At 39.2% G+C, this 25,190-nt stretch carries 28 protein-coding genes and 1 tRNA gene; 9 read left to right on the top strand and 20 right to left on the bottom strand.

The genetic code is table 11. The annotated features are described in order from the left end of the window. Nucleotides 1–87: 87 nt before the first annotated feature. From J0654_RS13490 to J0654_RS13460, 7 genes are all read right to left on the bottom strand, one after another. Nucleotides 88–1,602 (bottom strand): MFS transporter, encoded by a 1,515-nt coding sequence (locus J0654_RS13490; protein WP_207029652.1) that lies wholly within the window; start codon nucleotides 1,600–1,602, stop codon nucleotides 88–90. 159 nt (nucleotides 1,603–1,761) lie between these two features. Next, nucleotides 1,762–2,508: a DUF6090 family protein gene (locus J0654_RS13485; protein ID WP_207029651.1), complete on the bottom strand. Its 747-nt coding sequence runs from the start codon at nucleotides 2,506–2,508 to the stop codon at nucleotides 1,762–1,764. Between the two features lie 100 nt (nucleotides 2,509–2,608). Next, nucleotides 2,609–3,205, bottom strand: coding sequence for a hypothetical protein (locus J0654_RS13480; RefSeq protein ID WP_207029650.1), 597 nt, complete (start codon nucleotides 3,203–3,205; stop codon nucleotides 2,609–2,611). A gap of 481 nt (nucleotides 3,206–3,686) precedes the next feature. Next, on the bottom strand, nucleotides 3,687–4,025 hold the full coding sequence (locus J0654_RS13475) for a hypothetical protein (protein ID WP_207029649.1): 339 nt from the start codon (nucleotides 4,023–4,025) through the stop codon (nucleotides 3,687–3,689). Between the two features lie 155 nt (nucleotides 4,026–4,180). Beyond that, nucleotides 4,181–4,726 (bottom strand): hypothetical protein, encoded by a 546-nt coding sequence (locus J0654_RS13470; protein WP_207029648.1) that lies wholly within the window; start codon nucleotides 4,724–4,726, stop codon nucleotides 4,181–4,183. 217 nt (nucleotides 4,727–4,943) lie between these two features. Next, a complete protein-coding gene (locus J0654_RS13465) occupies nucleotides 4,944–5,327 on the bottom strand; it encodes a hypothetical protein (RefSeq protein ID WP_207029647.1) in 384 nt (127 codons plus the stop codon). 220 nt (nucleotides 5,328–5,547) lie between these two features. Continuing rightward, a complete protein-coding gene (locus J0654_RS13460) occupies nucleotides 5,548–6,057 on the bottom strand; it encodes a VOC family protein (protein ID WP_207029646.1) in 510 nt (169 codons plus the stop codon). A 121-nt stretch (nucleotides 6,058–6,178) separates the two neighbouring features. On the opposite strand from J0654_RS13460, the gene J0654_RS13455 reads away from it, so the two are divergent. Beyond that, nucleotides 6,179–6,490 (top strand): winged helix-turn-helix transcriptional regulator, encoded by a 312-nt coding sequence (locus J0654_RS13455; protein ID WP_207029645.1) that lies wholly within the window; start codon nucleotides 6,179–6,181, stop codon nucleotides 6,488–6,490. 96 nt (nucleotides 6,491–6,586) lie between these two features. Here J0654_RS13455 and J0654_RS13450 read toward each other — a convergent pair whose 3' ends face one another. Both J0654_RS13450 and J0654_RS13445 read right to left on the bottom strand, forming a co-directional pair. Continuing rightward, complete coding sequence (locus J0654_RS13450; protein WP_207029644.1) at nucleotides 6,587–7,195, bottom strand: recombinase family protein; 609 nt, start codon at nucleotides 7,193–7,195, stop codon at nucleotides 6,587–6,589. A 297-nt stretch (nucleotides 7,196–7,492) separates the two neighbouring features. Further along, nucleotides 7,493–7,565 (bottom strand) — tRNA-Lys (locus J0654_RS13445). Between the two features lie 118 nt (nucleotides 7,566–7,683). Here J0654_RS13445 and J0654_RS13440 point away from each other — a divergent pair. Further along, on the top strand, nucleotides 7,684–8,196 hold the full coding sequence (locus tag J0654_RS13440) for a shikimate kinase (protein WP_207029643.1): 513 nt from the start codon (nucleotides 7,684–7,686) through the stop codon (nucleotides 8,194–8,196). On the opposite strand, the gene J0654_RS13435 is transcribed toward J0654_RS13440, so the two are convergent. Together J0654_RS13435 and J0654_RS13430 are read right to left on the bottom strand one after the other, a co-directional pair. Then, complete coding sequence (locus tag J0654_RS13435; RefSeq protein ID WP_207029642.1) at nucleotides 8,188–8,685, bottom strand: phosphoribosyltransferase family protein; 498 nt, start codon at nucleotides 8,683–8,685, stop codon at nucleotides 8,188–8,190. The genes J0654_RS13440 and J0654_RS13435 overlap by 9 nt on opposite strands. Nucleotides 8,686–8,721: 36 nt before the next feature. Next, complete coding sequence (locus tag J0654_RS13430) at nucleotides 8,722–9,093, bottom strand: RNA-binding S4 domain-containing protein (RefSeq protein ID WP_207029641.1); 372 nt, start codon at nucleotides 9,091–9,093, stop codon at nucleotides 8,722–8,724. Between the two features lie 78 nt (nucleotides 9,094–9,171). Here J0654_RS13430 and J0654_RS13425 point away from each other — a divergent pair, with 78 nt between their 5' ends. After that, nucleotides 9,172–10,122 carry an FKBP-type peptidyl-prolyl cis-trans isomerase gene (locus J0654_RS13425; RefSeq protein WP_207029640.1) on the top strand — a complete coding sequence of 317 codons (951 nt, stop codon included), beginning with the start codon at nucleotides 9,172–9,174 and terminating at the stop codon, nucleotides 10,120–10,122. Nucleotides 10,123–10,190: 68 nt separating this feature from the next. Here J0654_RS13425 and J0654_RS13420 read toward each other — a convergent pair whose 3' ends face one another. From J0654_RS13420 to J0654_RS13410, 3 genes are read right to left on the bottom strand one after another with little or no spacing between them, the layout of a single operon-like run. After that, complete coding sequence (locus J0654_RS13420; protein WP_207029639.1) at nucleotides 10,191–10,802, bottom strand: outer membrane beta-barrel protein; 612 nt, start codon at nucleotides 10,800–10,802, stop codon at nucleotides 10,191–10,193. Nucleotides 10,803–10,854: 52 nt separating this feature from the next. Next, entirely contained in the window at nucleotides 10,855–11,808 is a 954-nt protein-coding gene (locus J0654_RS13415; RefSeq protein WP_207029638.1) for a transketolase family protein, read from the bottom strand. Between the two features lie 17 nt (nucleotides 11,809–11,825). Continuing rightward, nucleotides 11,826–12,671 carry a transketolase gene (locus J0654_RS13410; protein ID WP_207029637.1) on the bottom strand — a complete coding sequence of 282 codons (846 nt, stop codon included), beginning with the start codon at nucleotides 12,669–12,671 and terminating at the stop codon, nucleotides 11,826–11,828. 156 nt (nucleotides 12,672–12,827) lie between these two features. Between J0654_RS13410 and tgt the strand changes: the two genes are divergently transcribed. From tgt to J0654_RS13385, 5 genes are all read left to right on the top strand, one after another. Next, a complete protein-coding gene (gene tgt, locus J0654_RS13405) occupies nucleotides 12,828–13,958 on the top strand; it encodes a tRNA guanosine(34) transglycosylase Tgt (protein WP_207029636.1) in 1,131 nt (376 codons plus the stop codon). Then, the gene (locus tag J0654_RS13400) at nucleotides 13,958–15,040 is read left to right on the top strand and encodes an LptF/LptG family permease (protein WP_207029635.1); all 1,083 of its coding nucleotides are present in this window, start codon (nucleotides 13,958–13,960) and stop codon (nucleotides 15,038–15,040) included. The genes tgt and J0654_RS13400 overlap by 1 nt, the downstream gene beginning before the upstream one ends. A gap of 114 nt (nucleotides 15,041–15,154) precedes the next feature. Further along, a complete protein-coding gene (locus J0654_RS13395) occupies nucleotides 15,155–16,108 on the top strand; it encodes an acetyl-CoA carboxylase carboxyltransferase subunit alpha (RefSeq protein WP_207029634.1) in 954 nt (317 codons plus the stop codon). 167 nt (nucleotides 16,109–16,275) lie between these two features. Then, on the top strand, nucleotides 16,276–17,823 hold the full coding sequence (dnaB, locus tag J0654_RS13390; RefSeq protein ID WP_207029633.1) for a replicative DNA helicase: 1,548 nt from the start codon (nucleotides 16,276–16,278) through the stop codon (nucleotides 17,821–17,823). Next, on the top strand, nucleotides 17,807–19,114 hold the full coding sequence (locus tag J0654_RS13385; RefSeq protein WP_417949084.1) for an asparagine synthetase B: 1,308 nt from the start codon (nucleotides 17,807–17,809) through the stop codon (nucleotides 19,112–19,114). Before dnaB ends, J0654_RS13385 begins: the two co-directional genes overlap by 17 nt. Here the strand turns inward: J0654_RS13385 and J0654_RS13380 are convergent. Together J0654_RS13380 and J0654_RS13375 are read right to left on the bottom strand one after the other, a co-directional pair. Continuing rightward, nucleotides 19,111–19,998 carry a dienelactone hydrolase family protein gene (locus J0654_RS13380; protein WP_207029632.1) on the bottom strand — a complete coding sequence of 296 codons (888 nt, stop codon included), beginning with the start codon at nucleotides 19,996–19,998 and terminating at the stop codon, nucleotides 19,111–19,113. The two genes, J0654_RS13385 and J0654_RS13380, sit on opposite strands and share 4 nt — an antisense overlap. Before the next feature lie 88 nt (nucleotides 19,999–20,086). Next, a complete protein-coding gene (locus J0654_RS13375) occupies nucleotides 20,087–20,878 on the bottom strand; it encodes an HAD family hydrolase (RefSeq protein ID WP_207029631.1) in 792 nt (263 codons plus the stop codon). A gap of 98 nt (nucleotides 20,879–20,976) precedes the next feature. Between J0654_RS13375 and J0654_RS13370 the strand changes: the two genes are divergently transcribed. Next, nucleotides 20,977–21,399 carry a secondary thiamine-phosphate synthase enzyme YjbQ gene (locus tag J0654_RS13370; RefSeq protein WP_207029630.1) on the top strand — a complete coding sequence of 141 codons (423 nt, stop codon included), beginning with the start codon at nucleotides 20,977–20,979 and terminating at the stop codon, nucleotides 21,397–21,399. Nucleotides 21,400–21,619: 220 nt separating this feature from the next. Here the strand turns inward: J0654_RS13370 and rplT are convergent, their stop codons facing one another. From rplT to thrS, 4 genes are all read right to left on the bottom strand, one after another. Continuing rightward, the gene (gene rplT, locus J0654_RS13365; RefSeq protein WP_014033571.1) at nucleotides 21,620–21,964 is read right to left on the bottom strand and encodes a 50S ribosomal protein L20; all 345 of its coding nucleotides are present in this window, start codon (nucleotides 21,962–21,964) and stop codon (nucleotides 21,620–21,622) included. A 91-nt stretch (nucleotides 21,965–22,055) separates the two neighbouring features. Next, a complete protein-coding gene (gene rpmI / locus J0654_RS13360) occupies nucleotides 22,056–22,253 on the bottom strand; it encodes a 50S ribosomal protein L35 (RefSeq protein WP_014033572.1) in 198 nt (65 codons plus the stop codon). A 48-nt stretch (nucleotides 22,254–22,301) separates the two neighbouring features. Beyond that, on the bottom strand, nucleotides 22,302–22,853 hold the full coding sequence (infC, locus tag J0654_RS13355) for a translation initiation factor IF-3 (RefSeq protein WP_313784003.1): 552 nt from the start codon (nucleotides 22,851–22,853) through the stop codon (nucleotides 22,302–22,304). Nucleotides 22,854–22,889: 36 nt separating this feature from the next. After that, the gene (gene thrS / locus J0654_RS13350; protein WP_207029629.1) at nucleotides 22,890–24,830 is read right to left on the bottom strand and encodes a threonine--tRNA ligase; all 1,941 of its coding nucleotides are present in this window, start codon (nucleotides 24,828–24,830) and stop codon (nucleotides 22,890–22,892) included. Nucleotides 24,831–25,190 lie beyond the last annotated feature (360 nt).

Here is a 25,190-nt window from a genome sequence, read left to right as displayed (position 1 = left end):
ATCCTTTATTTTGAACTTTGATAACGGCTTGGGTATGGTGCGTGTCCCGAAGGGCATGAACTATACCCTTTGCTAGGTGCTGGCTTTTTACTTTTCAATTTTCAACCATTTATTTGTTCCTCCACAAAGCCAAATTGCATTTAGTCCAAATTCTTTCAACAATTTTGCTCCGTCTGCTGAGCGTCCTCCACCTTTTCCGCAAGCAATTACAAATTGAACATTCTTGTCAAGTTGGGAAATTTTGTATTTCAATTCTTGTAGTGAAATGTTCAATGCATTTGGAATGTGCGCTTGTTCGTATTCTTCCTTGTTTCTTACGTCAATGATTTGAATCTTCTTGTTCGCTTTAATTGCCTTTTTTACTTCTTCAACTTCAATACATTCTTTGATGGATTTTATTTGTTCAGGCATGCGGAATTTAATGATGAGGGAGGAAATGATTGTTAGACCACCAATCAAAAATATGGCAAATGATATTCCGAGTAAGTCAGCTGTGATTCCAGATAAAATTGCACCAAATGCATACCCTAAATCCCTCCAAAGCCTAAAGGAACCAATGCTTTCAGCTCGTTGCCTTGGGCTTGTTGCAGAGGCAATGGTGGAAAGAAAAGTTGGATAAACCAAAGCTGTTCCTAAACCTAAAATTGCCGAAATCAATGACAATATATAAAAGCCACTACTGAATGGAATAAGTAAAATGGCTAAACCCTGTAAAAACATTCCCCAAAACAGCATTGCCTTTTTTGAGTAATGGTCAGACATTTTTCCTGTGAATAGCTGACCTATTCCCCAAACTGTTGGGTAAATAGCTGTAACAACACCTATATTTTCATTATTATAGTTCAGAGACATGAGAACAATAGGAAGCAATCCCCAAATCATACCATCATTCAGGTTATTGACAAGTCCTGCCTGTGTAACTGAACTCAAAGTCTTGTTTTTAAAAGTCGTCTCCCAAAATACATTGTCGAGCTGTGGGGTATTATCTGTAACACTTTCTTTATGTGCAAACACTCTTGTGTCCTTAACCCACAAGGCTGTCAAAATAAAACCGATAATAGAAATGAAAATTCCAATGTAAAATGGATAAGGGGTAATACCATAGGTGTTGGCAATATATCCTGTCAAAAAAGCGACGATTCCAACTGCAAAATAACCTGCAAATTCGTTTAACCCCATGGCAAAACCACGGTCTTTCTCGCCAACGAGGTCAATTTTCATCACTACAGTACTGCTCCAAGTTAAACCTTGACTAATTCCCAATAGCACATTTGCTAAAATCACGAAACTCCAATTGTGCGCGTAAATAAGCATAAACGGGATAGGAATTGCAATTAGCCAGCCAAATAGAAGTAAATTTTTACGTCCGAATTTATTAGCAAGTCGTCCTGTGTAATAATTGGCTATGGCTTTAGTAATTCCAAATGCTGTAATGAATGAAAGAATGGCTGTTTTAGAAGCAACACCAAACTCTAATTCTGCAAACTGTGGAAAGATGGAGCGTTCCATTCCGATCATTCCGCCCACAAATCCGTTCACTATTACCAAAAGTGTAAACTGTTTCCAATTCTCTTTAAGTCCGAGTTTAATGTTGTTTGTCATTTTTTCTTTTTAAAGCTTTCACTTAACGTGATTGTATAAGATTAGTTGCGTGTTTAAGCAACTGATTCAACAAATAAATCACAGATAGAAAGTCCGCGAGGATTTTCAGAAGTAGGCGAGAACAAGCAATTACTTATGGCCATTGTTGTGCTTTCGTTATTATTTAATTTCACCTTCTATTTTTTCAACTATATTTTCCATATTTGGAACTATACTCTCAACATAATTTCCAACAAATCGAGCCCTTTTCCTAATTTGACCAATCAATTCGATAAATTCTTGACGTTTAAATAGATCATCAGGAAACTTTCTTACAATCTCAAAATCACCGTTCTTCTCTATAATTTCAGAGGGTCCAAGAAAAGAGTCAAGTTTAGTAATATGAGCTTCATATTCTCTGTCGTACCATTTAGTAATTTCCATATGTCGAGGTAACTCGAAATCATAAAAATTAACAAGTAAGTTTCGAAGTGAGTCATTCGATATTTTGTCCATTCCAGAGGATTTAATCGCTTGGTAGGGACCAGAATTAAATCGGTATGCAATACCAGTTTTTAATTTAAACCATCTACCTTGATTATCTGCTTTTATGTATAGGGAATCTTGAAATGTTCTCTTGTTATAAGCCAATGAAATAAGATGAGTTGCAGAAGAATCTAATATACTCATTCGACTTACCATTCTTCTATAATAGGATATATCATTTTGTAATGCTAGCTTTACCTCATTCAACATTTTGATTTCATAAATGCGCTCTTTCTTAGACTCATTAAGATTATTAAGTTGAAGCGCAAGCAAAATTCCAATAACGACAAGAACTATTTCTCCAATGGCATATTTAAGGTATTTTCCTGTTTTGCCTTCTGAAAGTAAGTTTTGGCGGATTTTTCTAAAGAACTTGATCATTAGAGGTTGGTTTCTCTAAAGATATGGTTTTTATGGAATTAGGATGAACCATAGGAATAGTTGTGTTGAAGAGAATAAGAATGGTTTATTTAAACTTTTATTACTTAGATTCTTCATCAGGTGTCGGTGGATTTAGAATTCTAATATATGGATGTTCACTCAATTTAATTTTCAAAGGAAGACTATCTCCATTTTTTCTATTCAGCTCATTGAATGCCTTTGTTATTTTAATGAGTTGGTATTTTATTTTTTTCGCAGAAACTAAACTGTCTTGATAATAAAAGACTAATGCTTTATCTACACTTTTCGAATAGTTAAATTCTTGATTCGGATTTAGTATGTGATTTCGCAATATTGGCTGTAAACTGTCAAATCCCATTTCGATTTCGTCGTTTATAATTATTGAATCCTTTTGAATTGATATAACATTACTTAAATGATAATCAACAATATCCATTCTATTGGTGCATTCTTTGTAAACAATCAAATTAAATTCGGTTGAGTCGGTGCTGAATTTTAGTAAAGGTGCTTTACCAGCGCAAGCAATTTGTTCTGTTGCTTTAATAAGTTCGCCGTAGTTTTTTATTGAATCCAGATATATTTCTGTCAGAGAAGAATCCGTTTTAAAATATGAAACTCGAGGATAATAGAATTCAGTTTTTTTGAATTCCGCTTTCACCTTTTTTGTTTCGCACATATAAAACAAATTGGCAAGTATTAATATTAATACAATTTTTTTCAATGGTTAGCCTAATTATTCATTAGAATGCCTTCACAATCGTTTAATTGAACTATTTTAAGGGCAAATCATAAAACACTCTATTTTTATAAAAGAAAGTGGTGGTTTGATAGAAGACCACATATATATTCTTTGTTTCACCTTTTACCCCTGATGCTATAACTTCATATTGATGCTTTCGAAAAAACAACCATGTAAATAAATTTTCTCCAATATCAAATTTCGGAAAAGTAGATTTCCGCACTTTTGTGTGGCTAACATATTTCAATTCTCTTTTCTCCAAATAGGATTTAATTCTGTCAATTTTCAAATCAGCGTTCGAAATATAAACCCAAAAGAAATAAGAAATACACAAAGCGATAATCAGATAGACCATTTTTGCTTAATCAATTTATTCAGTGTTGGCAATCGTTTATTTGAACTATAAAGGCCTAGACTTCTATTGTTTTTTATTTGAGATATTTTTAAATAATAAGTTTAATAAATTCAACACAACCAATGTTGGCAAATAAATCATTAAACCGATTATCAAATAGGTGTATGTTGTCCCGCCTAACAAACTAGGAATTTCAAACTCTGTTAAATTCCATAACCAAGTCACAAGTATTAAAATTAGCCCAACAATTACTTGTATCAAAAGTGAAATATTCAATGATTTTAAAAGCCCAACAAAACTGAATGAACTCCAAAGACCCTTCTTTTTGGCACTCCACAATATTGGAAGTCCAAATAATAAAATGGTGATAACAGTTACTATTCCAATGTTAGATACAATCATTTTTATTTATCCTGGTCATGTTTGTTTTTTATAAGATTAATCTTGCCAATCGTTTATTTGAACTTTAGTAACGGTCAAGGCTATGATTTCGTTGCGGATAAATCCAGCCATGTTAAAGGTTAATAAGTTTAAAGTTAGCCAAAAACAGCAATGAATTATAGCCCTTGTTTGCCACGGGCTTTTTTTAGGCCCCTTTCCAGTTTTTTTATGTTCCGCTCGTTTTCATTTAAAATTGATACTCTTGAATCCAAGTCACAAATACTATTCGCCAGAATGTATTTTTCAAATCGCAGAACAGTCATTTTAAGTCCCCAAGTCCACATGGAACCGTTGTAAAAAATTGCGAACCTTTTATTGTTATTTGATAAAGTCCAATTTTCTTTTTCCGCAATTAGCTGCATTTTTTCTTTAAACTCATTTTCAGAAAGAGAAACATCAATTTGTCTAAAACGCAGGCGTCTTTTTTTTATAATGAAAACCACAAGTGCTAGTGAAATCCAAAAAATTACCGAACCCAAAATCTGATTTCCTGTTCTCGCCCTAATATAATTCTCATCATACTTCGATTCCAAAAACAAATAAAAGCTGATAAGTCCTACAGCCACAAATCCAATTGCCAAAAAATAATGCCAGAACTTTTGTCCAGCTGTCAATTTGAGCCTCCTAGTTTTGTCTATTTCGTGTATTGTCTTAGCGGTCATTTAGCTTGTGGCTAACTTTTTATTAAGTATAAAATACATCTTTATAAACCCAAAATGGAGTATTATCGATGTGTTTGATCATCTTTTATTGGAATCGTTTAGTTGAACTTTGACGCTTTGTATCCTATAGTCCAAGGAAGGTAATTGAGTTTTTGGAAATTTGGAATTGACGATACCTTTCCCAAATGATTTTCACAACTACAGGACGAGCATTCGATTATTCTTCTATGATTTCAAAAATGGCCTTAATCCTTATAGTGGTATAAACAGGGTTTATATCACAAGGAATCAAGGAAATGGGATTTTCTTCCCTATCCGCTATTGGAGCCAAGTCCCATTTTATGAACTGATACCCATCTGTAGGAATGGCAAAGTATTCGATAACCTGAAAGGGCATTAACCCGTTTAGCCCAAATGAATTGACATATTCGGATCTAGTGACAATTCCAGCTCCTTGGGGTATTACTTCAACGATGAAGTTGATATTTCGACCACATGTAGGGTCTGGTGAAAATTCAAATGAGTCATCGCCACTACAATTGGAAAAGGCGAATAAAGCTATGAATGCTACAGCCATGTATGTGAAAAACCTCCGAGACATTTTACCGTTATTATTTGATAAAAATATTTTCGGAGTTTAGAAAAAACAATGACCTGCATCACATCATTTTTTTGAACTTTGGTAACGGTCTTGTGTATGAGCAGTAGCGGATTTAAGCAACTACTTTTCAGATTACAATATACTTTATTGAAACGAAATAACGGTTTAGATTGGTACCCAAACCGTTATTGCTTATACACGTTGTTGCCAACTGATTTTTTTATGAATATGCACCAGAGGAATATGTCAATTCATAACTATGGGTATAGATTTCAAAAACAATTCCGAACGGGTCTTCTACATAGCACATTTTATAAGGCTTGTCATTTGGATAGTATTCTCTAATTGGCATTCTCTGTTTTCCACCATAAGACAAAATTTTATCAATCAATTCCTCAATATTGGGGTCTTGCACACAAAAATGAAAAAGTCCTGTATTGAAAGGATTGAATTCAGGCGCTTCTTTTATTCCGTGCGGGAAGGAGAAAAGCTCAATCCCAATTCCGTCAGAAGTCGCCAAATGAGCAATTTCGAATTCAGACCATTCGTCTCCAAAAACGTCAATACACATTTGTCCAATAGCTGTATCACTTTCTTTTTTGACATTGGAAGGTTTCATAATTACGTACCATCCCATTACTTCTGAGTAGAATTTCACTGCTTCATTTATATCAGGAACCGTTATTCCAATGTGTGAAAATGATTTTGGATAATTTTTATTAACTGTCATAAGATTTATTTTAGATTACAAAATTAGTCTATATTTGTCCAATAGGCAATAACTCACTAATAAGTGATATAGTTACCTAAACGAGTAAAATATGGATAAACAGTTATTTAAATATTGACTTATGACTAAAAAAAATGTTTGTCCATTAGATTATACAATGAATTTAATAGGGACAAAATGGAAGCCTTTAGTTTTATTTCATTTATTGGAAGGGGGTCTGCGTTCTGGAACATTACAAAAGAAAATTCCTGGAATTTCAAATAAAATGTTTACCCAAACAGTACGAGATTTAGAAAAAGATGGGCTGATTTTCAGAAAAGTCTTTCCTGTTGTTCCTCCTAAAGTTGAATACAGTTTAACTGATAGGGGTATGTCACTAAAAGATATTTTAATAAGTTTAGATAAATGGGGTTCTGAAGATTGTCAAAAGTAATTGCTTAAGCTTGATTTCAAACTTGTTGGCAACTTTTTATATAAGTATGAAATTCGTCTATATACACCCAAAATGGAATATTATCGATGTGTTTGATCATCTTTTATATGATCTTAACTTTCCTGATAGCCCCCTATGTCGCAAATACTTGTAATAGGTGGCTCTCGAAATTCTCAACCGTTCACATATTTCAGTTACGGTCAACACGCCATCATTGAAATACTCCTCACAAAGTACAGCTTTTTGTTGGTTTTTCTTACTTAATCCTTTTGGAGCTCCCAATATCTTTCCTCTTCGTCTTGCTGATTCCAATCCTGCTTTGGTGCGTTCAATGATGATGTCCCTTTCCAATTGTGCCAAGGCAGCGAATATGTTAATGATGAATTCTGAATGGGAAGACTTCTCCGTAGTATCTATAAAGGGTTCGGTGATACTTCTGAAACGAACTCCCTTTTCCTTCAACTTTGCCATTAGATTGGTAAAATGTATCAAGCTCCTTGCCAACCGATCAAGTTTCCAAACCACAATGGTGTCTCCGTCCCTCACACATTTTAAAAGTTTGCTCAAGCTCTTCCTTACTTCCTTGGTGCTCGATACTTTGTCTGTGTAAATGTTCTTTTGTGGAATCCCTTCTTTGAGCAGTGCATCCAATTGAAGGTCCAAACTTTGTTCCATGGTACTCACCCGTGCATATCCAAAAACCATAACCTGAAAGTTTAAATAAACGGTAGAATGTAAACTATTTATTTAGTACGGGGAAATGAACTTTAACAAACCAGTGGACTCGTTTTAGAGTGAAAGTTCAAATAAACGGTACCTTAAAAGCCTTTGTTTATGATGTTAAATGCCACGGATCGGCTGTAGTATTTGAAAAAGTATCCGTTTTTTTGAGGAATCGGTTCCGGAAGATGGCAAACCCGAAGAAGTGTTCGCTCAAATTGTGTTTACGATAGTCGATAAAAAAACAAAACCCTTCAAATTTCAATTTGAAGGGTTTTTCTGTGACCTGACTGGGGCTCGAACCCAGGACCCTCTCCTTAAAAGGGAGATGCTCTACCAACTGAGCTATCAGGTCTCCACTTTGTGCTTAGCTGTTTGGCTAAGCGGGTGCAAATATAACATCAATAATCTATTTTCCAAGGTGAATTAATGATAAATTTGTGTTTTTTTGAAATCGGATAAAATTCTCAAAGATGAAAATTGTTTTAGTCGGATATATGGCAAGTGGAAAGTCAACTGTTGGACGATTGTTGGCCAGACAATTAGGGATTCGGTTTATCGATTTGGATGATTATATAGAAGAACATCAAAAAAAATCCATCAAAACGATATTCTCAGAAAAAGGTGAAATTTTTTTCAGGAAGTTGGAGCATCAAATGCTAAATGAAGTGCTGGGAAAAGAAGAATCACTTGTGATTTCCACAGGAGGGGGGACACCATGTTACGGAACCAATATGGCTACAATATTGGACCAAGCCGATCATTCTATTTATCTGGATGTAAGTATCCCGAACTTATTGGAGCGAATTTCAAATGAGAAGGAACATCGTCCTTTGGTGAAAAACATTTCCAATGAGGAATTACCAGAGTTCATAGGAAAACACCTTTTTGAGCGTAGACCATACTATAGGCAAGCAAAACATATATTGGACTGCAACGGAACAGATGCCGAAACCGTTGTTGAAAAAATAAAGGAGTTACTCTAGGTAAACCGCGTTGTTCTTCGGTTCAAAATCCACCTTGATATGTTCGCTTAACGATGTTGATAGCGAAATACCTTTAAAATCTGCTTTAATAGGGTATTTTTTATGGTTTCTATTTACCAGTACCGCCGTTTTTAATTGCTTTATCGGGGTTTTTAGGAAGTGGTGGGTGCCATAAATTAATGTGGTGCCCGAATTCAGTACATCATCTACCAATACAATGGATTTGTTTTCGTAGTCCTCCCTCGAAAGAGAGGTTTTGACCCCACTTTCCAATGGATTCTTCTTGTCCATGTCCACTTTGCACAAAATAATCTCGGCGTCTGTAATTTTTTTCAAAACCGTAATTATCTTCTTGGCAAAGCTTTCCCCGCTTCCTTTTATTCCAGCGACCACAATTTCCTTTTCGTCCACATTGGTCTCATAGATCTGGTAAGCGATTCGCTTGGCAATATGCTGTATTTGGTCGTGGGTAAGAATGCGGTTTATCATAGTTTTCGATGCTTGATTCAAAGATATAAAAACAGTTTATTCCGGTTCGTCCAAATAATCGTCCAAATCACGACGATCTTTCTTGGTAGGCCGTCCCAACCCTTTTTTGCGATAATGCTTTTTGGCATACTGTAGCAACTCGGTATGTTCAAAGGCTTCCTTCGGGGTGGTGTCTTTTCTGTAAATATCCACCAATTTCGCCCCCACGCGGCTTTCTGGAATGTCCAAAACGGTTAGTTGGTATTCAATTTGGTTTTTACGGACCACTATTTTGTCCATTGGATATACATCCCTGGAAGGTTTAACCGCACTTCCATTTACTTTCACATGTCCTTTTTTTACTGCATTGGATGCAATGCTCCGAGTTTTAAAGTATCTGATGCACCAAAGGTACTTGTCTATTCGCATGGTCTTCGCAATTCTTTGTTAATGGACAAAGCAAAAATAATGGAAAATTGTATCTTGCGCGCCTAAATATCAGACTTGATGAGGTACGGAATTTTAGTTTTTTTATGTTTTGCGGTCACACTCTTATCGTGTAAAAAGGATGATGACAACGATGTTGTTGTGATACCACCAAGCTTATTGAGCGATGTGGCACCAGAAGATGATGCTACGATAAAAGAGTTTTTAAATACGCATTTTTATAATTATGAAGACTTTGAAAACCTTCCTGAAGGTTTTGACTATAAGATTGTTATCGATACCATAGCAGGCGATAATGCGGACAAAAGACCTATGATGGAAGATGCTGTTCCTGTTACGCTCAACGTTTCTTCAGTTTATTTGAACCTGGAAGCAGGGGAGGAAGATATAGCCCATACTTACTACTATATTGAGGTTAAAGAAGGAGGGGGAGGTAGCCCAACTTATGCAGATTCCACTTTGGTAAGATATCAAGGTTCTTTATTGGATGGGACATTGTTTGATGAGAGCCAAGACTTTACATGGCAAGAGCTTCCTTTCACGGTGCGTGGATACGGTAGCGGAATTTCTAAACTAAAAGCGGGAACTTCGGACCAAGTAGTGGAAAATGCGGACGGTACTTACAGTGTGACCAATAGTGGAATGGGAATTATTGTGATACCATCGGGTTTAGGTTATTTTAATAGTTCGGGGTCTGCACTGATACCCTCTTACTCTCCTTTATTGTTTAAAGTGGAGTTGGGCCTTTATGTTGAAAACACTGATAGGGACAATGATGGGATTCCTTCCATTGAAGAGGATTTAAACGGAAACGAATACTTGTTTGATGATAATACCGATCTGGAAGAGGAACCTTTTAACCCTCTGGCGAACTTTAGGGACGCCGACGATGATGGAGATGGGGTTTCTACAAAAAATGAAATATCCGATGATAACGGAAATATAATCACTCCTTATCCTGATTCAGATGGTGATGGTATTCCTGATTATTTGGACCCGGATTCCAACTAAAAAAAACATAGGATAAAAAAAGCCCAGCTGCATGCAGCTGGGCTTTTTTATTTGTTATGATTAAACGCTTACAATTTAAGCGAAAGAGCAAATATAATTTGCGAAGGTCTCGAATCAACCCTTCCTTCAACATTGGCGACATTGGTGTCGATAAATTCGGCTTCGTTCTCCGAGAAACCTCTTTCATATCTTACGTCCAAGCCTAATTTACCAAGGTTAACACCTACACCTGCATTAAGACCTACCGTAAAGTCGTTCTTCACATCTTCGACCTGTAGGTCGCCCAAATCATTGTTCAAGGTATACTGAAAAGCAGGACCTGCAAAAATGTGCAGGGGCCCAATAAGCTTATATCCTAAAAGTACGGGCATATCCAATTTGGAAACATCGTAATCCTGTGAGTCGCCTTCTATATCGTAGGAACTTTTGGTTTTGGAATACACCAATTCAGGTCTTAGATAAATTTTTGGGAAGTCCAATTTGCCCCAAAAACCAAAATGGTAGCCTGTTTTACCTTCGGCTCCTTTGGTAATATCACTTCCACCTTCGCTGACTGATTGGATCAGATCACCGTTCTTGTTATACGATAGACCGGCCTTTACACCGAATCCTGAACCACTTTGGGCCATTGCTGCAGAACCGATCAAGGCAAATACAGCTACTAGAAAAGTTTTTTTCATAAGTGTTGTTTTAAATGATTGTAAAATATCTATTCAGAGATATTTTATGAAACTATTTGCGTTTCAACACTTTTAAAACGGCCTCTTCAATGGCTTTATTGTTCAAGCCATACTTCTCCATAAGTTGTTCTGGGGTTCCGCTTTCGCCAAAAGTATCTTGTGTTGCCACAAACTCTTGAGGGGTAGGGTGGTGGGAGGCCAGTACACGGGCTACGCTTTCACCTAGTCCTCCTAAGTAATTGTGTTCTTCGGCGGTTACCACACATCCTGTTTTCTTTGCAGAATCCAAAATGGCTTTACTGTCCAAAGGTTTAATGGTATGGATATCGATTACTTCTGCTGAAATACCCTGATTTTCCAAACTTTCCGCGGCCATTAGGGCCTGCCATACCAAATGGCCGGTGGCCAAAATGGTTACATCGGTACCTTCATTGAGCATAAGGGCTTTACCAATTTCAAATTTTTGGTCTACTGGCGTAAAATTGGCCACTTTGGGTCGTCCAAAACGCAAATAAACCGGACCATGGTGCTCGGCTATAGCCAATGTTGCAGCTTTGGTCTGGTTATAGTCACATGTGTTGATGACCGTCATTCCGGGTAACATTTTCATTAAACCGATATCTTCCAGGATTTGGTGTGTGGCACCATCTTCTCCAAGGGTTAAACCAGAGTGGGAGGCACATATTTTCACGTTTTTATCGGAATATGCAATGGATTGACGAATTTGATCGTAAACACGCCCAGTTGCGAAGTTTGCAAAAGTTGATGCAAACGGGATTTTTCCACCAATGGTCAAACCTGCTGCAATACCCATCATATTGGCTTCTGCAATACCAACTTGAAAGAAACGCTCTGGGTTTTCTTCAATAAAAGTGTCGATCTTTAAAGAACCTACCAAGTCGGCACAAAGCGCCACAACGTTTGGGTTGGTTCTCCCCAATTCTGTCATTCCAGCGCCGTATCCGCTTCGAGTATCTTGTTTTCCTTGATCTGTATATTTTGTCATTTTCTCTTTTTCTATGATTAGTAATCGCCTAAAGTCTCTGGATTTTGCTCCAATGCAGTGGCCAATTGCTCATCGCTTGGGGCCTTACCGTGCCATGCATGGGTATGCATCATAAAGTCTACACCATTGCCCATTTCGGTCTTCATGATGATACAAACAGGTTTTCCTTTGCCTGTTCTGCTCTTGGCTTCATTTAAACCGGCAATTACCTGTTCCAAATCGTTACCGTCCTCAATTTCCAGAACATCCCATCCAAATACCTTAAATTTTTCGCCTACATCACCAAGAGGAAGCACATCTTTGGTTGCACCATCGATTTGTTGGCCATTTCTGTCTACAGTGGCGATCAAATTATCCACCTTGTTACCAGCGGCATACATGATGGCTTCCCAGTTTTGCCCTTCTTGTAATTCACCATCTCCGTGGAGACTGAATACCAAATGATCATCTCCGTTCAATTTTTTGGCAAGGGCAGCACCTATCGCAACGGACATTCCTTGTCCCAAAGAACCGGAAGCCACTCGAACCCCAGGCAATCCTTCGTGGGTGGTCGGGTGTCCCTGTAATCTGGAATTGATCAGCCTAAACGTGTTCAGCTCTTCTATCGGGAAATACCCTTTTCTGGCTAAAACACTGTAAAATACAGGAGAAATATGGCCATTGGAAAGGAAAAAGAGGTCTTCCCCAATTCCATCCATATCAAACCCATCCTTTAAATCCATGATCTCGTTGTAGAGTGCTACAAAGAACTCGGTACAACCCAAGGAGCCCCCCGGATGCCCCGAATTAACCTTGTGGACCATTCGTAAAATGTCCCTTCTTACCTGTATTACCAGGTCTTGTAATTCTTGCGTGTTCGGCATTGTGTGTCTAATTTAGATATCAAATGTAATCGCATTATTGTTCGAAAACAAGTGTTAAATATACATTTATTAAATGATTTAACCTTGGAAACTTTATTTTTTTGTTAAGGATCAACGAAACAGAGTTGGTTATATTTGCGGTTCTAAAACAAACAATTGGATTTTACCTTAGTACAAAAGGATAGCAAAAGTAAGGCTAGGGCGGGGGAGTTGACCACCGACCATGGCACTGTACAGACCCCTATATTTATGCCGGTTGGCACGGTAGCTTCCGTAAAAGGGGTGCACCAAAGAGAGTTGAGGGATGAGATTGACCCGGACATTATTCTGGGCAATACATACCACCTGTTTTTAAGACCAAAAACGGGAATCTTACAGGAGGCCGGTGGACTCCATAAATTTATGAATTGGGACCGCCCCATTTTAACAGACAGTGGTGGCTATCAGGTATACTCTCTTTCGGATAACAGAAAGATCAAGGAAGAGGGGGTAAGGTTTAAGTCCCATATTGATGGGTCCCGTCATCTTTTCACACCAGAAAATGTAATGGAGATCCAACGTACTATAGGTGCCGACATTATTATGGCTTTTGATGAGTGCACACCCTATCCATGCGACTACCAATATGCAAAGCGTTCCATGCACATGACGCATCGGTGGTTGGACAGATGTATCAATCATTTGGAAAAACTGCCATACACCTATGATTATTCACAAAGTTTCTTCCCGATCGTGCAGGGTTCCACTTATAAGGACCTAAGAAAACAATCCGCAGAATACATTGCATCTGTAGAGGCAGAAGGTAATGCCATTGGCGGCCTATCGGTAGGAGAGCCCGCAGAGGAAATGTACGAAATGGCAGAATTGGTCTGCGATATCCTGCCAGAAGACAAACCAAGATATTTAATGGGAGTTGGCACACCAATCAATATTTTGGAAAATATAGCGTTGGGTGTGGATATGTTCGATTGTGTAATGCCTACCCGTAATGCTAGAAATGGAATGTTGTTCACGGCACACGGGACCATCAACATTAAAAACAAAAAATGGGAAAATGATTTTTCCCCAATAGATGAGATGGGGATTACCTTTGTGGATACAGAATATTCCAAGGCTTATTTGCGACATTTGTTTGCTGCCAACGAGTATTTGGGCAAGCAAATTGCCACCATTCACAACCTAGGTTTTTATTTATGGTTGGTGCGTACGGCAAGAGAACGTATTTTAGCCGGAGATTTTTTGGAGTGGAAGACCAAAATGGTCGGCCAGATGGATAAAAGACTGTAATGTTCACCATACTCGATAGATACATCCTAAAACGCTACCTGATCACCTTTATGGGGATGCTATTGTTGTTCGTGCCTATTGGGATCATGGCCAACTTGGCGGAAAAAATCGGGAAAATCATTGACAACGAGGCCCCATTGGCCGAGGTAATTGTCTTTTACGGTAACTTTACTTTGGTGATCGGTAATTTATTGTTGCCCATTTTCCTTTTCCTATCGATTATATTTTTTACTTCTAAACTGGCCAGCAATACCGAAATTGTTGCCATTTTGAGTTCAGGTGTTTCCTTTGGGCGTTTCTTACGTCCCTATTTTGTTGGGGCCACCATGGTAGCCATACTTATTTTTATGATGGGGATGTTTATAGTGCCCCATGCCAGTATTGGTTTTAACGAGTTTGAGTACAAATACTTTAAAAAAGGTAAACAAACTAGGGTTACCGAGAATATCTTTAATCAATTGAACGAGCGGGATTATATCTATGTGAGCAGTTTTGATCCCAATCGTCAGATCGGTTACAACTTTACCTACGAACATTTTGACTCTATTGGTAAACTCGATTATAAGATTACTGCCAGTAACATAAGGTGGGTGGAAGATGACAGCATTTATAGGCTTACCAACTATAAAAAACGAGAGGTCATAAATGAGACCGAGTACATTAATGCAAAGCGTAGGTTGGATACCGTTTTCTCATTTCAAATAGATGATCTTACCCCGGTTTCCTATGTAGCGGAGACCAAGAACCTTTTTGAGCTCAACGATTTTATCGAGGATCAACGTAGAAAAGGTGCATCAAATATAAACGCCTACGTACTTGTAAAATATAAAAGATGGGCCTTGCCCATAGCAGCATTTATACTTACCGTAATAGCGGTAGCCGTATCTTCCGTAAAGCGTAGGGGAGGTATGGGGCTCAATTTGGCCTTTGGTATAGGAGTGGCCTTTGTCTATATCTTTTTTGACAAGGTTTTTGGAACCTTGGCCGAGCAATCAGGATTTTCACCTTTGCTGGCCGTGGTGATTCCCAACCTCATTTTTGGTGTTTTTGCCATTTATATGCTTATGAAGGCCAAGCGATAATTCATTAAGTATAGCGTATATTGTTGAAGTTAAAAGACTTGTATATTTCATGTGAGTATTCCATAAAGTTATATATTTGTCCCCATTGTTTTTCGTGAAAATAAAAGACTTCCCATGGAATATCTAGAATTTGAACTCCCCATCAAAGAACTTGAAGATCAACTTCAAAAATGTATGGTGATCGGGGAAGAAAGTGATGTAGACGTTACAGAAACGTGCTCTCAAATTGAGAAAAAACTGGATCAGACCCGAAAGGATATTTATAAAAACCTTACCGCTTGGCAAAGAGTACAGTTGTCCAGACACCCCAACAGACCTTATACCATGGATTACATCAATGCTATCTGTGGAGACACCTTTCTGGAGCTTCACGGTGATAGAAATGTAAAGGATGATAAGGCCATGGTTGGCGGATTGGGTAAGATTGGTGACCAAAGCTTTATGTTCATTGGTCAACAAAAAGGATATAATACCAAAACCCGTCAGTACCGAAATTTTGGTATGGCCAATCCCGAGGGCTACCGTAAAGCACTTCGGTTGATGAAGTCTGCCGAAAAATTTAAGATTCCCGTAGTATGCTTTGTGGATACTCCAGGGGCTTACCCAGGTATTGAAGCCGAGGAACGTGGACAAGGAGAGGCGATTGCACGTAATATTTTGGAGATGACCCGTCTCAAGGTTCCTATTATTGTAGTCATTATTGGAGAAGGAGCTTCAGGTGGCGCATTGGGTATTGGAGTAGGGGATAAGGTATTGATGTTGGAAAATACATGGTACTCTGTTATTTCTCCAGAATCCTGTTCATCTATCCTTTGGAGAAGTTGGGAATACAAGGAACAAGCTGCCGAATCCTTAAAATTGACCGCTACTGACATGAAAAAGCAAGGTTTGGTCGATGAAATTGTAAAGGAACCTCTTGGTGGTGCACATTCCAACCGAGAAAAAACATTTGATACTGTCGCTAACAAAATTTCTTCCCATTTTGAAGAACTCAAAAAGTTATCACCAAAAGAATTGGTGAAAACCCGCATGGAAAAATATGCGAATATGGGTGTTTTCAGTGAATAATTCTTGTTTTTTGGGGGCTCACCTTTTTTGTTAGGGTATATCCCGGATTTTTTTTATGTTATTAACAGGTAATTAAAGTTATTAACAATAAAATTGTTGAGTACCTGTGGAAATCGTATTCGTTTAAATTAAAGTTAACTAAAGGTTAATTAGCTACTTTCGTATTCATGGAAAAACCGAGCCCCATCGCTGGACATCGAGTGGACAAATCCGCACTTATCAATCTCGAGAAAGGTAAAATACCGCCTCAAGCTGTTGATTTAGAGGAGGTTGTGCTGGGCGCTATGATGATTGATAAAAAAGGTGTTGATGAAGTGATCGACATTCTTCATCCCGACGTTTTTTACAAGGATTCCCATAAATACATATACGAAGCCATTTTCAAATTGTTCGAATCTTCCGAACCGGTGGATTTATTAACTGTTTCGTCACAATTAAAGAAAGATGGGAAGCTAGAAGCTGTTGGTGGTGATTTTTATTTGATAAAACTCACTCAAAAAGTGGCTTCTTCAGCACATATTGAGTTTCACGCGAGGATCATACTTCAAAAGTACATTCAGCGTAGCCTGATCAAAATATCCAACGATATTATTGAGGAAGCATACAGTGATGCGACCGACGTATTTGACCTTCTGGACAATGCAGAGGCAAAATTATACGAAGTAACGCAAGGAAACTTAAAGCGTTCTGCGGAGACTGCCCAAAATTTGGTGATTCAGGCCAAAAAACGAATAGAGGAAATTTCCAATAAAGAGGGCTTGAGTGGAATTCCTTCCGGTTTTGACAAACTGGATAAGCTTACCTCTGGTTGGCAGCCCAGTGATTTGATCATTGTGGCAGCGCGTCCGGGTATGGGTAAAACCGCCCTGACACTTTCAATGGCACGGAATATTGCGGTAAACTCCGAAATTCCTGTTGCCTTTTTCTCCTTGGAAATGTCATCGGTACAGTTGATCACCCGTTTGATTTCTTCGGAAACAGGCTTGTCCTCGGAAAAATTAAGGACCGGTAAACTGGAAAAGCACGAGTGGGAACAGTTGAATGTTAAAGTGAAAACTTTGGAAAAGGCGCCTTTGTTTATTGATGATACGCCTTCCCTTTCCATTTTTGACCTTCGTGCCAAAGCAAGACGTTTAGCCTCACAACACGATATTAAACTTATTGTGATTGATTATTTGCAGTTGATGACGGCTGGGGGAAGTCAAAAAGGAGGGAACCGTGAACAGGAGATTTCAACTATTTCTAGGAACCTAAAAGCATTGGCCAAGGAACTCAATGTTCCTGTAATTGCACTATCCCAGTTATCGAGGGCCGTTGAGACCCGTGGAGGTAGTAAACGACCTATTCTTTCCGACTTGAGGGAATCAGGTGCCATTGAACAGGATGCGGATATCGTATCGTTCATTTACAGGCCCGAATATTATAAAATTGACGAGTGGGACGATGAAGAACGCACCCCCACCCAAGGTCAAGCTGAGTTCATTGTAGCCAAACACCGTAATGGTGGTTTAGAAAATATTAGGTTAAAATTTGTGGGTGCTCTGGGTAAATTTGATAACTTGGATGACTTTGATTCCCCATTCGAATTCCAATCGAAGATGAATGCGGACGAAGAAAATCCCTTTGCGACACCAAATCTTCCGAGTACGGACGATGCTTTTGGTAGCGCAATGAACAGTGACGATGACCCAGATGATAATGACGTACCTTTCTAAAATAGTTACTTTTTTATCACCTCGCACAGAAATCAGAGGTGTGCTTTTAGCATTTTTTTTACTACTTACTTTTCAATCTTTTGCTTCCGTTATCCTAATCCCAATGGATGACGAGGGGCAGAAAAACCATTTGAAAGCTTACGGAATAACCTATTGGGTGCTCTCCAAACAGCAAAAGGTGCAGTGGTTGCTCAATTATCGAGGGGGCTCTTTTATATTGCCCGATGGAGAGGCCATTCGCAAGGAGTGCCAAATACGGGGTGTTTCGTTTGAAGTGCTTTCCGATGGACAGGCGGCTCAAATACTGGATGAAATCAGTAGTCCATCCCAAAACCAAGATGCTGTCATACTTGAAAAAGCACCAAAGATTGCGGTGTATTCCCCAAAAGGGAATCAGCCTTGGGACGATGCCGTGACCATGGTACTTACCTATGCGGAGATTCCCTATACCACCATATATGATACGGAGGTACTGGGCGATAAATTGGCCTTGTACGATTGGCTACATCTCCATCATGAAGATTTCACTGGACAATATGGGCGCTTCTATGGGCATTACAGAGCAGCTCCATGGTACATTGAGGACAAGGCCAATGCAGAGGAGTTGGCTCAAAGCTTGGGGTATGACAAGGTTTCCGAAGAGAAGCTTGCCGTAGCCCTGAAAATCAGAAATTATGTGATTGGTGGTGGGTTTATGTTTGCCATGTGTTCCGCTACCGATAGTTTTGATATTGCACTGGCTGCCGAAGATGTGGATATCTGCGAGCCAATGTTCGATGGTGATCCATCCGATGCCAATTATCAGGCCAAATTGGATTTTAGCAATACGTTCGCCTTTACCAATTTTACCTTGGAGCGAAATCCCATCCGCTATGAGTTTTCATCCATCGATATGACCAACAAAAGGGCCAATGTGCCCAAAGAATCCGATTATTTCTCTTTGATGGAATTTTCGGCCAAATGGGATCCTGTTCCCACCATGTTGACACAAAACCATACCAGTTTGGTGAAGGGATTTATGGGGCAGACCACAGCCTACACCCGAAGCCAAGTAAAGCCAACGGTAATGGTGCTTGGTGAGAACAAAATCAACGGGGAGGCAAGGTACATACATGGCATTAAGGGCAAAGGATTCTTTACCTTTTATGGAGGTCACGACCCCGAGGATTATCAGCATAGGGTAGGAGATCCTAAAACGGAATTGGAACTGCATCCCACTTCACCGGGATACCGATTGATCTTGAACAATGTGTTGTTTCCTGCCGCCCGTAAAAAGAAACAGAAGACCTAACTCAAGTGCTCCTTGAAGAAATCTATAGTCCTTTTCCAAGCCAAATCAGCTGAGGCCTTATCAAAACGAGGTGTTGTATTATTGTGGAACCCATGGTTGACATCTGGATAAAAATGCACTTCATAATCCTTGTCGAGTTCGTTCAGTTTCGCTTTGTAATCTTCCCAACCAGCATTTACCCTTTCATCCAATCCCGCGTAGTGAATCAATAAAGGGGCATTGATCTGTGCTACTTCATCATCTGCGGGTTGACTACCATAAAACGGTACTGCGGCTGCTAAATCTGGAACTTTTACGGCCATCATGTTCGATATCCATCCACCAAAACAGAACCCTACAACACCTACTTTTCCGTTGCAATCCTCATGGTTTTTGAGATAATCGTAGGCTGCAATAAAATCTTCCAACATCTCGTTACGATCTCGTTGTCGCTGAAGTGTCCTGCCGTCATCATCGTTGCCTGGATATCCTCCAAGTGGTGTAAGGGCATCTGGAGCCAAGGAAATAAACCCTGCTTTGGCCGCCCTGCGTCCAACATCTTCAATATAAGGGTTGAGGCCCCGATTTTCGTGTACTACCACAATACCGCCCATTTTACCGGTACTGTTTTTGGGTTTGGACAGCAAGCCTTTGATTTCACCACCACCTTTTGGAGAGTTGTAGGTGATAAATTTGGAATCCAGTTCCGGGTCATTGGGTGAAACGGTAAGTGTATCCTTGTAATTGGGCATAATAAAGCTCATCAACGAAGCCATAGTAATACCGCCAACGGCATACACGGAAAGTTTTTCCATAAACTCCCTACGGTCTATCTGGTTGTGGGCATATTTATCATAGAGGTCAAAGACCTCTTGTTTAATGTCTTCTTTTTTTAAAGGTGCCATAGTATTGCTTTTATAGTTTGTTCCTTAAGGTACAAATTTTACAAAAGCAAATTACTCAGTAAGAGAGGTGTGGAATATTATTGCGAAACTAAAGCAACTTTTCCAATATTCGCTCCACACCAAATTCATCGTTGCTGTGGGTGGTGTATTTTGCGGTTTTCAGCACATTGGGGTGTGCGTTGGCCATGGCAAAACTGTAATCGGACAGTTCCAGCATTTCCAGATCGTTGTTGTAATCCCCAAACACCATAATTTCGTTGGATGCAATCTGAAATTCGTCCATCACTTTTTTTAGGGCGTATCCTTTATGTGCATTCAAATCGGATACATCAACCCAATTGGCCCCTGATACTTTTACTTTTAGGTCACCTTCCAGGTGTTTAACGTTGGGATAAATGTGTTTTTCGGAATCTTCAAAATGGTAAATGGCTATTTTAAGTACTTCCGCATCCACTTGCTTTTGATCTTCAACAATCTCGAATTCGGAATAGTACTCTTTAAGCATATCAATAAACTCATCGGAGTCGCCGCCTACAAATGCATTGTTTTGGCAGCACAATACGGGATGTACATTTTCCAATGGGCGCACAGTGTCCAAAATTCGATGCACCTCGGATGTATTGATAGGGGTTGTAAGTAAGGTTTCCTCTTGCTTCTTGATCAGAGCACCGTTCTCAGCAATGACCAAAATCTCATTTTTGATGGACTCCAATTTGTCCACCATGCTGTGGTACTGTCTTCCACTAGCGGCAACAAAGGCAATGTTTTTCTTTTTGAGTTCTTCGTAGATTTCAAAAAACCGGGGGCTTACTTCATGTTTGGAATTCAAAAGTGTTCCATCCATATCGGTAACCACCATTTTTATTTGTGATAGGTCCATTCCAACTAATTAAGCTGCAAAGTTATTTGTTATTCATGGAAATGGTTCCTTGTTTTGGTAAACTTTATATTAATTTGAGGCCAAAGAATGTTTTTTACATGAATTTTTATCAAAAAGAAATACAACTACGGTCGTACTCCAGAGGGTTCCATTTGATTACGGATACTGTTTTGGATGCGATGCCAGAGCTCCGAAAGATAAATACAGGCTTTTTACAGGTGTTTATTAAACATACTTCGGCCAGTTTAACGATAAATGAAAATGCCGACCCAACGGTGAGAACGGATTTTGAAAGCCACATCAATACAATGGTGCCCGAAGATGCACCCTATTATGTGCATAACTATGAAGGTCCGGATGATATGCCCGCCCACATTAAAGCTTCATTAATGGGTGCATCTGTTCAGATTCCCATTACCAACGGACGTTTGAACATGGGGATTTGGCAAGGTATTTACTTATGTGAGCATCGTAATCATGCTTCTGGAAGAAAGTTGGTGGTTACGGCCTTTGGGCAATAAACCATTATAAGTCTATAATTTTCAATAAATAAGGAAGTGGCTTGTGCTACAAACCTATCGGGTTATATAGTTCTCTTTTCAGCAGCGGGTAATTAGAGTGAAACAGAGAGCATTTACGACAGTTCGAGTAATTCGTGTCAACCAGTTTGGTACTAAACTAAAATAAAAGATCCCGCACAAGGCGGGATCCAAATAAGCGGGGTAAGTTTATATAAGTTTTTTACTTTACTTTCTCAACAATTGCTTTAAAAGCATCTGGATGGTTCATGGCCAAATCGGCAAGAACTTTTCTGTTAAGTTCAATTCCATTGGCTTTTACCTTCCCCATAAATTGAGAGTAAGACATTCCGTGCATCCTGGCACCAGCATTAATACGGGTAATCCATAAAGAGCGGAAAGTACGCTTTTTGTTTCTTCTATCGCGGTAAGCATAAAGCATTGCTTTTTCTACCGCATTTTTGGCTACTGTCCAAACGTTTTTACGTCTTCCAAAGTAACCTTTGGCTTGCTTCATCACTTTTTTTCTTCTAGCTCTTGAAGCAACTGAATTTACTGATCTTGGCATAATGTGTCATTTTTTTGTAGCAGGCGTCTCAATTATTGAGAACTTTTATGAGCCCGACTCCATGGTTAATAAATAATGTACCGGTGAACAATTATTTTAAACGCAATTGTTCTTTGATGTTGTCCTCATCCGCTTTGTGAACCAAAGTGGAATGTGTCAACTTTAGCTTACGCTTTTTAGATTTTTTTGTCAAAATGTGACTCTTAAAAGCGTGCTTTCTTTTGATTTTACCAGTTCCTGTAAGCTTAAAACGCTTCTTGGCACTGGATTTTGTTTTCATCTTAGGCATTTTCCTAGTATTTAACTCCGCTTATTATACCGAACCAGGGTTCAGTTTTTATTTTTTACTTGTCTTGGGTGCGATGAACATGGTCATACGCTTGCCTTCCAATTTAGGCATCTGTTCAACTTTTCCTAACTCTTCGAGCTCTTGGGCCAGTCTTAACAGTAATATTTCGCCTTGATCTTTGTAAACGATAGACCGTCCCTTAAAGAATACATAGGCTTTAAGTTTGGCACCATCTTTCAAGAATTTCTCTGCGTGTCTTTTCTTGAATTCATAATCATGGTCATCCGTCTGTGGTCCAAACCTGATTTCCTTTACGACAACTTTACTCGCCTTGGCCTTCATGGCCTTGTCACGTTTCTTTTGTTCGTAAAGAAACTTTTTATAATCCATCACCTTGCAAACAGGTGGGTCGGCTTTTGGGGAAATTTCCACCAAATCCAACTCCTGTTCGTTGGCTATATCCCTTGCTTTGGAAATGGGATAAACACCCATTTCAACATTATCGCCGACAAGCCTTACTTCTCGGGCTTTTATTTTCTCATTGATGTTGTGAGGGTTTTTATTCTCCCTCCTTGGTTGGGGTCTAAATCTTCTTCTAATTGCTATGACGTAAACTTTTTAATTAAACTTAATTTCTTAGAACGACTTTAAGGTACTATTTATTTCAGTAGTTACCAAGTCTGAAAATGCATCTACGCTTAAACTGCCCAAATCTTCACCTCCATGTCGCCTTACAGAAATGGTCGCAGACTCTTCTTCCTGTTCCCCGACAATGATCATGAAAGGGATTTTCTTAAGTTCTGCCTCACGGATTTTTTTCCCTACCGTCTCGTTCCTATTATCAATGAGCGCGCGAATTTCGTGATTTTCTAACGAATTCAAAACTTTTTCTGCATATTTTTCATGTTTCTCACTGACGGGCAGTACGATAGCCTGTGTTGGAATCAACCACAATGGGAAGTTACCGCCAGTGTGCTCGAGTAATAGAGCCACGAATCGTTCCATGCTTCCAAAAGGAGCGCGGTGAATCATCACGGGTCTGTGCAGCTCATTGTCACTTCCTTTATAGGTGAGGTCGAAACGTTTTGGCAGGTTATAATCCACTTGAATGGTTCCCAATTGCCAGTTTCTTCCAAGGGCATCCTTGATCATAAAATCCAACTTGGGGCCATAAAAAGCAGCTTCGCCAGTCTCAACTACGTAGTTCAAACCTTTTTCTTCAGCAGCGTTTATAATGGCCTGCTCGGCTTTTTTCCAGTCGTCCTTGTTGCCAATATATTTGTCCGGATTTTCCAAATCCCTTACAGATACCTGGGCTGTAAAATCTTCAAAACCTAGGGAGTTCAATACATATAGTGTAAGGTCAATTACATTTTTGAACTCGTCGTTCAATTGTTCCGTGGTACAAAAAATGTGAGCATCATCTTGGGTAAATCCTCTTACCCTGGTAAGACCATGTAACTCTCCACTTTGTTCATACCTATATACCGTACCGAACTCGGCATAACGCTTTGGTAAATCTTTATAGCTGAACGGATGACTATTGTATATCTCGCAATGGTGCGGACAGTTCATCGGTTTCAATAGGAACTCTTCGTCCTCTTTGGGCGTGTGTATTGGCTGAAAGCTATCTTCCCCGTATTTGGCATAGTGGCCCGAGGTAACATATAGTTCCTTTTGGCCAATATGGGGGGTAACCACCATTTCGTAGCCTGCCTTCTTCTGTGCTTTCTTTAGGAATTGTTCCAAGCGTTCCCGTAATGCGGCACCATTGGGCAGCCACAAAGGAAGACCTTGTCCTACTTTTTGTGAGAAGGTGAAAAGCTCCAATTCCTTGCCCAGTTTCCTGTGGTCTCTTTTCTTGGCCTCTTCCAAAAGCTGCAAGTATTCGGTGAGCTCCTTTTGTTTTGGAAAGGAAATGCCATAAACACGTGTCAACTGTGTGTTGTTTTCGTCACCTCTCCAGTAGGCACCGGCAACACTCAACAATTTGATGGCTTTAATGATCCCCGTGTTTGGAATGTGTCCGCCACGGCATAGATCGGTAAAAGTGCTATGGTCGCAAAAGGTAATGGTGCCGTCATCAAGGTTTTCGATGAGTTCAACCTTATATTCATTGCCTTGTTCTTTATAATAGGAAAGCGCATCGGCTTTTGAAACACTTCGCATATTATAGTCATGTTTGCCGCGAGCAATCTCTAGGGCTTTTTTCTCAATTTTAGGAAAATCCTTCTCGGAAATGGACTGGTCTCCAAAATCAACATCATAATAAAAACCGTTCTCAATGGCAGGGCCAATGGTAAGTTTAATTCCAGGATAGAGTTCCTCCAATGCCTGTGCCACTACGTGCGAAGTGGAGTGCCAAAAAGCTTTTTTGCCTTCATCATCTTTCCAGGTATACAAAGTAAGGGTGCCGCTCTCCTTTAATGGTGTGACGGTTTCAACGGTGGTGTCGTTGAATTTTGCCGAAATAACATTTCTAGCTAAACCTTCACTGATGCTTTTAGCAACCTCCATGGGTGTAGTTCCTTCTGGAACTTTCTTTACTGCGCCATCTGGCAATGTAATATCAATCATTTACGCTCCTTTATTTTGGATGGTGCCAAAGATACTATCTTGATTTGATGCTTACAATAGGAAGCGGTTGCATTTGTAAGTTCTAATCAATCAGGGCCTTATATATATGTATAAAATATTTTTGATGGTTCCTTGGCTCGATTTAAAATTATTCCTATATTAAAAGTCTGTAAATCAATGAAGTGTAATTTTTTTTAAAAAAATCGCAAAATTGTTTTGTGGGATCATTTAAACCTCTCTATATTTGCACCCGCTTAGCTGATAAGGCAGGGCGCTTCTGAGACACCGAGAGGGGTTTTCGGAAGTAAAAGACAAGAGAAGAAGTTCATATACATATTGTAACGACAGCGTAGAATTAAT

This window comes from Flagellimonas profundi (assembly GCF_017313275.1).
Taxonomy (GTDB): Bacteria; Bacteroidota; Bacteroidia; order Flavobacteriales; family Flavobacteriaceae; genus Flagellimonas; species Flagellimonas profundi.
Note: the sequence above shows the minus strand (reverse complement) of the source record. Positions and strands in the feature narration are given on the sequence as shown.

Coding starts and splice junctions, on each gene's coding strand:
- J0654_RS13490 (WP_207029652.1), bottom strand. CDS start 1,602: ATGACAAACAACATTAAACTCGGACTTAAAGAGAATTGGAAACAGTTT.
- J0654_RS13485 (WP_207029651.1), bottom strand. CDS start 2,508: ATGATCAAGTTCTTTAGAAAAATCCGCCAAAACTTACTTTCAGAAGGC.
- J0654_RS13480 (WP_207029650.1), bottom strand. CDS start 3,205: ATGTGCGAAACAAAAAAGGTGAAAGCGGAATTCAAAAAAACTGAATTC.
- J0654_RS13475 (WP_207029649.1), bottom strand. CDS start 4,025: ATGATTGTATCTAACATTGGAATAGTAACTGTTATCACCATTTTATTA.
- J0654_RS13470 (WP_207029648.1), bottom strand. CDS start 4,726: ATGACCGCTAAGACAATACACGAAATAGACAAAACTAGGAGGCTCAAA.
- J0654_RS13465 (WP_207029647.1), bottom strand. CDS start 5,327: ATGTCTCGGAGGTTTTTCACATACATGGCTGTAGCATTCATAGCTTTA.
- J0654_RS13460 (WP_207029646.1), bottom strand. CDS start 6,057: ATGACAGTTAATAAAAATTATCCAAAATCATTTTCACACATTGGAATA.
- J0654_RS13455 (WP_207029645.1), top strand. CDS start 6,179: ATGACTAAAAAAAATGTTTGTCCATTAGATTATACAATGAATTTAATA.
- J0654_RS13450 (WP_207029644.1), bottom strand. CDS start 7,195: ATGGTTTTTGGATATGCACGGGTGAGTACCATGGAACAAAGTTTGGAC.
- J0654_RS13440 (WP_207029643.1), top strand. CDS start 7,684: ATGAAAATTGTTTTAGTCGGATATATGGCAAGTGGAAAGTCAACTGTT.
- J0654_RS13435 (WP_207029642.1), bottom strand. CDS start 8,685: ATGATAAACCGCATTCTTACCCACGACCAAATACAGCATATTGCCAAG.
- J0654_RS13430 (WP_207029641.1), bottom strand. CDS start 9,093: ATGCGAATAGACAAGTACCTTTGGTGCATCAGATACTTTAAAACTCGG.
- J0654_RS13425 (WP_207029640.1), top strand. CDS start 9,172: ATGAGGTACGGAATTTTAGTTTTTTTATGTTTTGCGGTCACACTCTTA.
- J0654_RS13420 (WP_207029639.1), bottom strand. CDS start 10,802: ATGAAAAAAACTTTTCTAGTAGCTGTATTTGCCTTGATCGGTTCTGCA.
- J0654_RS13415 (WP_207029638.1), bottom strand. CDS start 11,808: ATGACAAAATATACAGATCAAGGAAAACAAGATACTCGAAGCGGATAC.
- J0654_RS13410 (WP_207029637.1), bottom strand. CDS start 12,671: ATGCCGAACACGCAAGAATTACAAGACCTGGTAATACAGGTAAGAAGG.
- J0654_RS13400 (WP_207029635.1), top strand. CDS start 13,958: ATGTTCACCATACTCGATAGATACATCCTAAAACGCTACCTGATCACC.
- J0654_RS13395 (WP_207029634.1), top strand. CDS start 15,155: ATGGAATATCTAGAATTTGAACTCCCCATCAAAGAACTTGAAGATCAA.
- dnaB (WP_207029633.1), top strand. CDS start 16,276: ATGGAAAAACCGAGCCCCATCGCTGGACATCGAGTGGACAAATCCGCA.
- J0654_RS13385 (WP_417949084.1), top strand. CDS start 17,807: ATGACGTACCTTTCTAAAATAGTTACTTTTTTATCACCTCGCACAGAA.
- J0654_RS13380 (WP_207029632.1), bottom strand. CDS start 19,998: ATGGCACCTTTAAAAAAAGAAGACATTAAACAAGAGGTCTTTGACCTC.
- J0654_RS13375 (WP_207029631.1), bottom strand. CDS start 20,878: ATGGACCTATCACAAATAAAAATGGTGGTTACCGATATGGATGGAACA.
- J0654_RS13370 (WP_207029630.1), top strand. CDS start 20,977: ATGAATTTTTATCAAAAAGAAATACAACTACGGTCGTACTCCAGAGGG.
- rplT (WP_014033571.1), bottom strand. CDS start 21,964: ATGCCAAGATCAGTAAATTCAGTTGCTTCAAGAGCTAGAAGAAAAAAA.
- rpmI (WP_014033572.1), bottom strand. CDS start 22,253: ATGCCTAAGATGAAAACAAAATCCAGTGCCAAGAAGCGTTTTAAGCTT.
- thrS (WP_207029629.1), bottom strand. CDS start 24,830: ATGATTGATATTACATTGCCAGATGGCGCAGTAAAGAAAGTTCCAGAA.